Genomic DNA, 11,856 nt, shown 5'->3' on the forward strand with positions numbered 1-11,856 from the left:
AGAACGGTGCGCCGACAGCGTTCATGTGGTCGATGACCTTCGGGGACTCCATCGCCAGGCGCCAGCAGTCGTTCTCGCGGCAACGGTAGTCGCCGCCCTTGACCGTGTCCTTAGCGTGCAGGTAGGTGGAGTCGTTATCCAGCTTCTTACCACGGGAGGAGTTCACACCACCCTGCGCAGCAATGGAGTGCGCGCGGCGCGGGGAGTCGTGGTAAGTGAAGACCTTTACCTTGTAGCCCAGCTCGCCAAGCGCAGCCGCAGCGGAACCAGCAGCCAGGCCGGTGCCGACAACGATGATTTCAAACTTACGGCGGTTCAGCGGGGAGACCAGCTCCATGTGGTCCTTCTGGTAGCTCCACATGTCCTTCATCGGGACGCCGTGCGGCTCGTGGGACTCCAGGATGCGGCCCGGCTTAACGCCCGGGACGATGGACTGCGGGTGCGAGAAGTTCGGGTGCTCGCGCTTGAGTTCAGTGTTCGCGTTCGACACAGGATTCGCGTTAGTCATGGGTTCAAAACTCCTTTAGCTGACCCAGCCCAGGGCGACGGACAACGGCATAACGATGTTGGCCAGGCACACGACGGCCGGGACGATGTACGCCAGGATGACAAAGACCTCGCGCCACTTAGCACCGGTAATGCCCAGGTCGGAAGCCGCGAGGCGGATACCGTGGGTCAGGTGCAGGAAGAGGCAGAGCATGGCGACGATGTAAATGATGGTCACCGGCCAGCGGGAGAAGGTAGCGATCATGTTGGCCTTCACGTGACCATGAGCGAAAGCCTCCGGAGCGATCGGCTGAACACCCATCGTCAGGTCCAAGATGTGGAAGACGATGAACAGGAGCAGCACGACGCCGGTCACCAGCATGGTCTTCGTCGCGAAGGAATCCATGCCGCCCATCAGGTTGGTGCGCTTGAACTTACCGCGGGATGCCTTGGAGCGAGCGGTCAGCGCGAAGGCACCGTAAATGTGGGCGATCACGCACGCCAGCAAAACGATGCGGATGATCCACAGAAGGTGACCGCTCGGAATCAGCGGATCACCCATGCTGCGCAGGAATGCGCCGTAGGCATCGAGGGCTTCCTCACCGTTGTGCGCCGGCAGGTAGAGCTTCAAGTTGCCGGCCATGTGTCCCACAACGAACAGCGCGAAGAACAGACCGGTAATTGCCATCGTCAGTTTCAAAGCCCAGGACGGAATTCCCGGCTTAGGACGAATCGTTTCATTAGTAATGCGGCCGTGAGCAAGGGCTTCACGGTCAGGATTTTTTACAGACATGACACCTCCATTGTCGCCCTTACCTTACGCAGGACTGCGCGCTGACCACTACTTATCCCTTTGCTTTTAACGCCCCCTCCCCCACCTACAGGCCCCTGACAGAAACAAGTTAAGGCAAGGGTTGCCTTAAGTGTCCCCCAGCTTATGCCGGTCTACCTTGATCACTTCGCTTTACGCAATATTAACCTTGCGAAAACATTTCATAGTTGAGACTTTTGTCACAGGGTGTGACTCGAGTGACGACCCTACCCCTTTAGGTGTCAAACTTTCGCTTGGTATACACCCCTCACTACCCCTTCACGCCCCGCTAACACCCCCACTTCGCAGCGGAGTTAAAATGCTTCACACATTCCTTGCAAAACTATTGTTATGACCGAAAGGCACTAGGTAACCTAGCTCATATGAGCAAGACATACGTAGGTTCGCGCCTGCGCCAACTGCGCCGCGAACGTGATCTCAGCCAAGCCTCCCTCGCCGCTACGCTGGGACTTTCCGCTAGTTACGTTAATCAGATTGAACATGACGTACGCCCCCTCACCGTTCCGGTCTTGCTCAGGATTACTGAAGCATTTGGTGTGGATGCCACTTTCTTTTCCCGTGACGATGACTCGCGCCTACTCGCCGAGATTCAGGATGTCGTCCAGGACCAAGAAATCTGCCCCTCCCCCGTGGAACTACAGGAATTGTCCGAACTGGTTTACAACCACCCCACCGTTGCGCGCACGCTCGTCGACATCCACCGCCGCTACCGCAATATCCGCGACAAGCTTTCCCTCGCCACCGATACCCGCCGATCCGACGGCAACCAGGCGCTGTCCATGCCACACGATGAGGTTCGGGATTTCTTCTATGCCCGCCAGAATTATCTCGATGAGTTAGATCAGCATGCAGAGAGGATCTCCGCAGAGCTCGACGTCGTCCCGTTCCACATCCGCGACATCGAACAGGCTCTGGACAACAGGCTCACCACCCAGCACGGCGTGGAGATCCTCACCACCGATCGCATGGATGGCACGCTGCACCGCTTCGACAAGGACAGCGGGACCCTTCGCCTTGCCAGCCGGCTGAGCGTCGGCCAGCGCGCCTTCCGCATGGCGGCCGAGCTTGGCTTCCTCGAAGCGGGCGCGCTTTTCGACGAGGTCGTGGAGGAGGAACCGTTTACTTCAGAGGCCTCCATCAACTTGGCCAAGCGGGGTATCGCCAATTATTACGCTGCGGCCACGCTTCTCCCGTATGGCCTCATCCATAGCGAAGCCGAACAGTCGGGGTACGACGTGGAGTATCTCTGCAATGTCTTCGGCGTGGGCTACGAAACGATCGCCTCCCGCCTCTCCACGCTGCAGCGCCCCAACAAGCGCGGCATCCCCTTTACCTTCGTGCGCGTTGACCGCGCCGGCAACATGTCTAAACGCCAATCCGCCACCGGCGTGCACTTCTCCAACTCCGGCGGCACCTGCCCACTATGGAATGTGTACGAATCCTTCTCACGCCCGAACACCATTTCCCGCCAGTTGGCGCAGATGCCAGACGGGCGCAATTACCTATGGATCTCACGAACGGTGAGCTACCCACAAGGCCGTTTTGGGGATACGAACAAGCTCTTTTCCATCGGTTTGGGCTGCGAGGCACGCCACGCTAATCGCACCGTGTACGCCCAGGGACTAGACCTCGATACCCTTTCCGCCGCCACTCCCATTGGCGCCGGCTGCCGCACCTGCCCGCGCCAGAATTGCTCCCAGCGAGCATTCCCCGCCATTAACGAACAGCTCGCCATCGACGCCCACCGCTCTGCGGTGGCACCCTACTAACGAAAGTTAGTTAACGGCGTAATCGCGCATATTTTAAAAGCATCCACCTTTACGCCGTTAACGCAGATGAATCTTAAAAGCTGGGGAGCACTCTCCATCGAGCGAAGGCCACCGAAGAATGATGTGAGGCTAGCAAGGGACCCACCTAACACCCATGAGCTGGAAGTATGACCCGAGCCCTCGGCGCTACACGGTGTCCTACAAACCCCGTTCCAAAGTTTTTATAGCCAAATCTGATGGATTTTCCCGACTCGGTTGTTCTATCATGGTCAGCGACCGATAATCACCAACCGAAAGGATTATTATTATGTCCAGCTTTGGCGAGAACTTCCTTGGCCAGATCCAGAGGCTCGTGCTCACGATCGTCAACGCACCGTTCGAACTGTCTTCCAACCTCTTCGGCTAAGGCCAGTCGCGCTTCGGCGCTAAAACCAACACTCCCCCTCACCACCACCGATTCACTTCGATGGGATGAGGGGGAGTGTTCTTGTTTTAGCTCTTAGAGGTTAATCATGTGGCCGCCGATACCCTCGGCCGCTTCCTTCATAGCCTCAGACAGCGTCGGGTGAGTGTGAACGTTGCGTCCGATCTCCTCTGCAGTGAGATCGAAGCGCTGCGCCAGAGTCAGCTCCGGCAGCAGCTCGGAAACGTTCGAGCCCACCATGTGGCCGCCGATGAGCTCACCGAACTCGCCGTCAGCGATGAGCTTGACGAAGCCCGCGGTCTCATTGAGGCCGGCAGCCTTACCGTTAGCGGAGAACGGGAACGTAGCGACCTTGATGTCGCGGTCAGCGAACTTCTCACGAGCCTGCTCCTCGGTGTAGCCGAAGGAGGCAACCTGCGGGTTGCAGAAGGTGGCGCGCGGCATGTTCATGTAATCACCCAGCAGCTGGGTCTCAGCGCCGGCAATGACCTCAGCGGCCACAACACCCTGCGCCTCGGCCACGTGAGCGAGCTGCAGCTTCGCGGTGACGTCACCGATGGCGTAGATGCCCTCAACGTTGGTGCGCATGTAGTCATCGATAGTGATGGCGCCGCGCTCGGTGAGCTCGACACCGGTGTTCTCCAGGCCGTAGCCCTCGGTGCGCGGGGCGAAGCCGATGGAGACCATGCAGCGATCCACGGTCAGCGTATCGGTCTTGGAGCCGTCCTTGGACTCGACCTCAACGGTGACATTGTCACCGTTATCCGTGATGGCGGTGGTCTTGTAACCAGTCAAAAGCTTCACGCCAAGCTTCTTGTATTCCTTGGCGATGGCCTTGGATACATCCTTGTCCTCGTTCGGAAGGACGCGGTCCATGAACTCCACGATGGTCACGTCTACGCCATAGTTGGCCAGAACGTAAGCAAACTCCATACCGATGGCGCCTGCGCCAACGATGACCATGGAATCTGGGGCCTCATCGCTGAGGATCTGCTCCTCGAAGGACACGATGTTGCCGCCGATTTCCACGCCCGGCAGGGAACGGACGACGGAGCCGGTGGCGATAATGCAGTTATCAAAGGTAACGGTCTTACCCTTGTCATCACCCTCGGTAATCTCGATGGTCTTGGCGTCCTTGAAGGAGCCGAGGCCATTGATCTCCGTAATCTTGTTCTTCTTCATCAGGTAGTGCACGCCCTTGACGATGCCCTCCGAGACCTTGCGGGAGCGCTTGTGCGCAACACCGAAGTCGAAGGAAACATCGCCGGAAATACCAAAGGCCTTTGCCTCATGGTTGAAGGTGTGTGCAACCTCAGCGTTCTTAAGAAGAGCCTTGGACGGGATGCAGCCCACGTTGAGGCAGACACCGCCCCAGTACTGCTTCTCAATAACGGCAACCTTCTTGCCCAGCTGGGCAGCGCGGATGGCGGACACGTAGCCGCCGGGGCCCGCGCCGAGTACTACAACGTCAAAATGTTCATTAGTCACGCCCTATAGGATACGTAACTTTGTGCCCGCTGTCCCACCACCCCCATGCTGTGCCCTCATAGCAGTCCATAACATTCCTGACACGCAAGCCACAGTGCGCTGATGCGTAGAGGGCACACAACGCACAAAATAACCCCCAACCACCCGAGGGGGCGATTAGGGGGAGGGAAACGTGGGGCCGCATGCCCCGCAGCTGTTTAGTAAAGACCCCAATCCAGGGCAATCTTGGAGGAAGTAGAGGAGCCGGAGTGAGCAAACTGGCCCAGCACCTGGTTGATGGAAACGAGGATGGTGTCAAAGAGGTTCATTCTTCTTCTTTCTGTTGGTGTTCAAACAGCCTTCACGGCCTCGTGCGGTGCCACTATTCGGCGCTGCCTCCTTCTACATTGAAGGACGGCCGCCGGAGTAACGGTCTCCGCATCTGGTTCGACTAACGAATGGGCCGACCATTGCGTTACATGGCCCACGATAACGCACGGAAAGATTATGACACGGTTTTCACTTCAATACCACCACTAACTTTAATAACTTGGTATGTTTGAACACGTTACCCTTAACTTGGGGTGCTGATATTCCTATCTACCAGCACTATTGCCAATTTCATGGGTGGCGTGTCCGGAGCATCTTTTACACTTGCCCCTACATTTCCGCTCATCACTTAGAAAGCGAGATTCCATGAAGATTGCGCGCTCTCTCACGACGCTAGCGGCAGCCACCGCCCTAACACTTGGCGCCGTAGCATCCCCTGCCGCGGGCGCATCCGAGGTCACCCCGGAACAAATCAGCGGTGATGCCACACCGTCCACCATTTCCGAGCTTGACATCTACGGGGAGATCGAAAAGTACCTGCCCAAGGATTCCACCGGAAACCCGTCGCCGTCCCGCCAAGAATATGAAGACGCCATTGGTAAGAACATCACTTTTAAGCACGTTAAGATCGGTGAAATCCCGGACAGTAAACAGTGGATGGGCTACGTCCTGAAGTTCCCAGACTACCGCCAGAGTGTCAAGGCCCTCAATGCCACCGCACCAGCGATGGACCGCACCGTTCCTCTCGCAGTGGTCACCCCAGACGGCACCTTCGATTCTTCCCGCCCCACCCTTTATCTGCTCAACGGTGCTGGCGGTGCCGAGCAGGGCATGGACTGGCTGGTAGCCACCGCGGGCGAAGACTTGGATCCCAACAAGGAGGGCACCCAAGAACTCGATGACTACTACGGCGACCGGAACGTCAATGTCGTCATCCCGCAGGCAGGCGCATTCTCCTACTACACCGACTGGGTTACCACTCCGGACCGCAGCTACCTCAAGGGCCCGCAGAAGTGGGAGACCTTCCTCACCAAGGAGCTACCGGGACCGCTGGAAAAGCACATCAACGCCAACGGCAAGCGCGGCATCGCAGGCATGTCCATGTCTGCTACCTCTTCGCTCGTCCTGGCCCAGCACAACCCCAACTTCTATGACGCTATCGGGTCCTTCTCTGGTTGTGCGGCCACCTCAACTCCGCTGCCGAACTTCTACACGCAGCTGACTGTAAATCGTGGCGGTGGAAGCACCGAGCAGATGTGGGGACCGATGGGCGGTGACTACAACCGCTACAACGATGGTCTCATCAACGCCACAAAGAACAACATGGGCAATTCCCAGGTCTACGTCTCCGCTAACTCGGGCCTGGCCGGGATGAACGATTTGGGTTCGTCCAGGATTGAAAAGCAAGGTCTGGCCGGAGCCTTGAAGTCCTCCTCCACCCTGGTGGTGGAAGGCGGCGTCATCGAGGCAGCGATGAACGCGTGCACCCACGACCTGCAGGCAAAACTGCAGCGCGAGGGTGTCGACGCAGATTTCAACCTGCGCGATACCGGCACCCACTCCTGGCCGGGCTGGTTCGATGACATCAACTCCTCCTGGCCCACCTTCGCTCGTGCCTTTGGCCTGCCGGTGGAGCCGGTCTCCACGCGGGCGTCGGAAAACGCGGTGAGCGCGGACGCTAACGCCAAGGCTGAGGATGCCGATAAGCAGAATATGGAAGAGGCCGAGGCTGATCCCAAGACCCCTGCTGACTCCCGGCCCGTAGACCCAGAGGCCGTTGAACAGTAAGCTCAACTCGCACTACTGATTGCTAAATAAGGAATGTAATGAAGCGTCTTAGCTCTCTCCTCGCCGCCGGCGCGCTTAGCGCTGCCGCGCTTGTCGGCCCCGTTGCGGGTGCCGCCACTATCACCCCACAGCAGGTTGCGGGTGACACGCCACTGTCCACCATCTCGGACCTGAACGTCACCCCGGAGGTGCAGAGCCAGAAGTGGTACGAGCACTTCAAAGATGACTCCCGCGTTCTCAAGCTGGAGGCTACATCACCGGCTATGAACGGCCGTGTGATTCCGCTGGCTGTTATCCCTGCCAAGAACCCGGACCGCCCGACCGTGTACCTGCTCAACGGCGCTGGCTCCGCGGAGCAGGACTCCGATTGGCTGTACATGTCCGATGCCGTGGACTTCTACGCGGACAAGGACGTCAACGTTGTCGTTCCGCAGGCAGGTGCCTTCTCCTACTACACCGACTGGCTGGAGGAACCCAACGGCAAGTACCTCAAGGGCCCACAGAAGTGGGAGACCTTCCTGACCAAGGAGCTGCCTGGCCCGCTGGAGTCGCGCCTGAATGCAAGCAACAAGCGCGCCATTGCCGGCATGTCCATGTCCGCAACGTCTTCCCTGCTGCTGGCGCAGCACAACCAGGGCTTCTATGACGCGGTTGGCTCCTACGCTGGCTGCGCTGCAACCGCCTACCCCACGGAGTACCAGTTCCTGCGCCTCACCGTGAACCGCGGCGGCGGAGAACCGGAGCAGATGTGGGGCCCGATGGGCTCTGGGTACAACCGTTACAACGATGCCCTGATGAACTCCGAGAAACTGCGCGGCACCAAGCTGTACATTTCCTCCGCCTCGGGCTTCGCGGGTGAGCAGGATACCCCGTCCTACTACATGAACAAGGGCTACAGCCCGCTGGCCGCCTACGCGGGTTCGGCACAGCTGCAGATTGAAGGCGGCGTCATTGAGGCCGCGGTCAACCACTGCACCCACATGCTCAAGGCCAAGCTGGACAAGCAGAACATTCCAGCCACCTACAACTTCCGCAACGTGGGCACGCACTCCTGGCCGGGCTGGCGCGAGGACCTCGTAAAGTCCTGGCCCACCTTTGAGGAAGCTTTCAACTCCTAAAAAGTGAGCGGAGCGTGACGCGCCACGGTGTGGCGCGGCGTGCTTGCTCCCCTGGCTTCGGATAAGTCAGACAGGGCGGTAGGATAGCGGCATTATGAAGCTGCTTTCTACCGCCCTTTCGCATATCTCCACCGCTCGCAGCCAGGCTGCGCTTACTCGGGATAGCTACACGAGGGTGGATTTCAACATCGGCTTCGAGGTCACCCACTATGACTTGGACCTGACCTACCGCGTGGAACCCAACATGCTGCAGGGCGAAGCCATCCTCCACATTCGTGCACTGGAGGACTTGGACAAGCTCACACTCGACCTCGGCGGCGCCATGGTGGCTCGCCGCATCACGGCGAAACACGCACCCCGCGTGGCCAAGTTTCGCCTGTCCGCCGGCAAACTGCGGCTGACCTTTGCCGACACCATCGCGGAGGACCAAGAGTTTGAGCTGCACATTCGCTACGGCGGCTCGCCACGCCCACTGCGCACGCCGTGGGGCGAAATCGGCTGGGAGGAAACAGATTCCGGATCCCTTGTGGCCAGCCAACCCAACGGTGCGCCCAGCTGGTTCCCCTGCGATGACACCCCGTCAGAAAAGGCTACCTACGATATTTGCATCACCGCTGACGATCCTTTCGTGGTGATTTCCAACGGCAAGCTGGTCTCCCGCCGCAGCGCAGGCGGCTCAATGACGCGCTGGCACTACCGCGTCAAGCACCCCATGGCCACGTACCTCGCCACGGTGCAGATCGGCGAATACTCAGAGATTGACCTGGGCCGTGACGTCCGCGCTTGGGCGCCGGCTCGCCTCAAGCAGGTAGTCCTCGAAGAGTTCGCCCAACAGCAGGAAATGCTGGACTTCTATTCCTCGCTCTTCGGCCACTACCCTTTCCCCGACTACCAAGTGGTCATCACCGATGATGAGTTGGAGATCCCGCTGGAGGCTCAAGGCCTGTCAATTTTCGGCTCCAACCACGTGAAGGGTGACCACCTCTTTGAGCGCCTCATCGCCCACGAGCTGTCCCACCAGTGGTTCGGAAACTCCGTCGGACTTAGCGAGTGGAAGGATATCTGGCTCAACGAAGGTTTTGCCTGCTACTGCGAGTGGCTGTGGTTCGAGCACGCGCATGGCCGCCCGGTGCATGAATCGGCGCGTTCGCACTACCAGGTGCTCGCACGCAAGAAGCAGGACATCATGCTCGGTGATCCGGGCACGCGCGACATGTTCGATGACCGCGTCTACAAGCGCGGCGCACTGACTGTTCACGCACTTCGCCGCCTCGTGGGCGACGAGGTCTTCTTCCGCACGGTCCGGGATTACCTCACCGCATCCCAGCACTCCGTGGTCACCCCGGAGGATCTCATCAGCCGTGTGAAAAAGGAGGCGGCAGATCCCGCTGCGGTCGATGCTTTGTTGGACGAGTGGCTCAACCACACCGCGCTGCCCAAGTTCCCGGTCTAGACTTGTTCACCATGCGCAGGATGCTTGTTACCGGCGGTGCCGGCTTTATTGGTGCAAACTTCGTGAGGCTCGTAGCCCAGCAACGGCCCGACGTGGACATCACCGTCTTGGACAAGCTCACCTACGCGGGCAACCGCGCCAACCTCGACGGCGTGGACGCCACCCTGGTGGTGGGGGACGTGGCGGATGAGGGGGTCGTCGACAAGCTCGTGGCCCAGGCCGATACCGTGGTGCACTTCGCGGCGGAATCCCACAATGACAACTCTTTGCGGGATCCTTCGCCCTTCCTCCACACCAATATCATGGGCACCTTCGTGCTGCTGGAGGCCTGTCGCCGCCACGATGTGCGCCTCCACCACGTTTCCACCGATGAGGTTTTTGGTGACTTGGAGATTGGCGCCGATACCTACTTCACCGAGGAGACTCCCTATAACCCCTCTTCGCCCTATTCGGCCACGAAGGCCGGCTCAGATCACCTAGTGCGCGCGTGGGTGCGCAGTTTTGGGCTGCGGGCAACCATTTCGAATTGCTCCAATAATTACGGCCCTTACCAACACATTGAGAAGTTCATCCCGCGGCAGATCACCAACCTGCTTCTGGGCCAGCCCGCCAAGCTTTATGGCACGGGCGAGCAGGTGCGGGATTGGATTCACGTGGATGATCACAACGAGGCGGTGCTTGCCATCCTGGACCGTGGGCGCATCGGTGAGACCTATAACATCGGCGCTGACCAGGAAGATACGAATAACCGCCAGGTCATCGAAATGATCTGTGAGCTGATGGGCGCTACGGATGACGGCCACGCGCGTTTTGAACACGTGGCGGATCGCCCGGGCCATGACCAGCGCTACGCCATGGATGCCAGCAAGCTGCGCCGCGAGCTGGGCTGGAGCCCGCGCTACACAGATCTGCGGGAGGGCCTGGCCGCCACTATCGAGTGGTACCGCGCACACGAGGACTGGTGGCGCCCGGGCAAGGAAGAAGTCGAAGCCAACTACGCAAAGCAAGGACAGTAGATATCCATGAAGGTGCAGTCAACGGCCATCGAAGGCTTGCTCATTGTTCAGCTCGACGTCCACGGCGATAACCGCGGCTGGTTCAAGGAGAACTGGCAGCGTGAGAAGATGGTGGCGGCAGGTTTGCCAGACTTCCAACCGGTGCAAAACAACGTTTCCTTCAATGCGGAGAAGGGGGTTACGCGCGGACTGCACGCGGAGCCCTGGGACAAGCTCGTCTCCGTGGCTTCCGGCCGGGCCTTCGGCGCGTGGTGCGATCTGCGTGAGGGCTCGTCCACCTTCGGGCAGCTGGTAACCCACGAGCTGCGCGAGGACGTGGCGGTCTTCGTGCCGCGGGGCGTGGCCAACGGCTTCCAAGCGCTGGAGGCTTGCGCCTACTCCTACCTGGTCAATGACCACTGGTCCCCGGATGCGGAGTACACCTGCGTCAACCTGAGCATGGTGGACTGGCCGCTAGAACCAACGGAGATCTCCGACAAAGACAAAGCGCACCCCGCGCTTGCCGACGTCTCCCCCATGCCCCCTCGCCGCATCCTGGTCACCGGCGCCAACGGGCAGCTGGGCCGCGCACTGCAGAAATTCCTGCCCTCCGCTGGCTTGGGCGCGATGGAGTTCTGTGGGCACGAGGATTTCGACATCACCAACCCACCTGCCCGCCCATGGAAGCAGTACTCAGCCATCATCAACTGCGCGGCCTATAACGATGTCAACGGCGCGGAGGACGATCGCGCCGCGGCCTGGGCGGTCAACGCTTCTGCACCGGCGAAGCTCGCGCGCATTGCGGCGGAGAATAACCTGACCTTGGTGCACGTCTCCAGCGACTACATCTTTGATGGCTCCCACGAAGTCCACTCGGAGGAAGAAATGCCCTCCCCGCTCTCGGCTTACGGGGCGTCGAAAGCCGCGGGCGATACCGCCGCGCAAACCGCCCCGCGCCACTATGTCATCCGTACCTCCTGGGTTTTCGGCGATGGCGCTAACTTCATGGCCACGATGCGCTCGCTGGCGAATAAGGGTGTTAAGCCCTCCGTCATCCACGATCAGCGCGGGCGCCCCACCTTTGCCGAGGACCTGGCCAAGGGCATCATCCACCTGCTCAAGACCAACGCCGAGTATGGCGTGTACAACATCTCCAACTCGGGCGATGTGGTGGGCCGCGATGAGATTGCCATG

9 protein-coding genes are annotated in these 11,856 nt (G+C 59.6%); 6 read left to right on the forward strand and 3 right to left on the reverse strand.

Going from position 1 to position 11,856, the window contains the following annotated elements; genetic code table 11:
- The coding region (locus RDN59_RS09440; RefSeq protein ID WP_308607617.1) for an FAD-binding protein at window positions 1-508 on the reverse strand (508 nt) is incomplete at its 3' end.
- A gap of 15 nt (window positions 509-523) precedes the next feature.
- Entirely contained in the window at window positions 524-1,279 is a 756-nt protein-coding gene (locus RDN59_RS09445) for a succinate dehydrogenase cytochrome b subunit (protein WP_308607618.1), read from the reverse strand.
- Window positions 1,280-1,680: 401 nt separating this feature from the next.
- On the opposite strand from RDN59_RS09445, the gene ramB reads away from it, so the two are divergent.
- A complete protein-coding gene (ramB, locus tag RDN59_RS09450) occupies window positions 1,681-3,087 on the forward strand; it encodes an acetate metabolism transcriptional regulator RamB (RefSeq protein WP_308607619.1) in 1,407 nt (468 codons plus the stop codon).
- 499 nt (window positions 3,088-3,586) lie between these two features.
- Here ramB and lpdA read toward each other — a convergent pair whose 3' ends face one another.
- The gene (lpdA, locus tag RDN59_RS09455; protein WP_308607620.1) at window positions 3,587-4,999 is read right to left on the reverse strand and encodes a dihydrolipoyl dehydrogenase; all 1,413 of its coding nucleotides are present in this window, start codon (window positions 4,997-4,999) and stop codon (window positions 3,587-3,589) included.
- A gap of 675 nt (window positions 5,000-5,674) precedes the next feature.
- Here lpdA and RDN59_RS09460 point away from each other — a divergent pair.
- The 5 genes from RDN59_RS09460 to RDN59_RS09480 form a co-directional block, all read left to right on the forward strand.
- Complete coding sequence (locus RDN59_RS09460; protein ID WP_308607621.1) at window positions 5,675-7,096, forward strand: alpha/beta hydrolase family protein; 1,422 nt, start codon at window positions 5,675-5,677, stop codon at window positions 7,094-7,096.
- A gap of 38 nt (window positions 7,097-7,134) precedes the next feature.
- Window positions 7,135-8,214 carry an alpha/beta hydrolase family protein gene (locus RDN59_RS09465; RefSeq protein ID WP_308607622.1) on the forward strand — a complete coding sequence of 360 codons (1,080 nt, stop codon included), beginning with the start codon at window positions 7,135-7,137 and terminating at the stop codon, window positions 8,212-8,214.
- 94 nt (window positions 8,215-8,308) lie between these two features.
- Window positions 8,309-9,667 carry a M1 family metallopeptidase gene (locus RDN59_RS09470; RefSeq protein ID WP_308607623.1) on the forward strand — a complete coding sequence of 453 codons (1,359 nt, stop codon included), beginning with the start codon at window positions 8,309-8,311 and terminating at the stop codon, window positions 9,665-9,667.
- Window positions 9,668-9,687: 20 nt separating this feature from the next.
- Complete coding sequence (rfbB, locus tag RDN59_RS09475) at window positions 9,688-10,683, forward strand: dTDP-glucose 4,6-dehydratase (RefSeq protein ID WP_308607625.1); 996 nt, start codon at window positions 9,688-9,690, stop codon at window positions 10,681-10,683.
- 6 nt (window positions 10,684-10,689) lie between these two features.
- A partial coding sequence (locus tag RDN59_RS09480) for a bifunctional dTDP-4-dehydrorhamnose 3,5-epimerase family protein/NAD(P)-dependent oxidoreductase (RefSeq protein WP_308607624.1) occupies window positions 10,690-11,856 on the forward strand: 1,167 nt, incomplete at its 3' end.

Source organism: uncultured Corynebacterium sp. (assembly GCF_902489365.1).
GTDB lineage: Bacteria > Actinomycetota > Actinomycetes > Mycobacteriales > Mycobacteriaceae > Corynebacterium.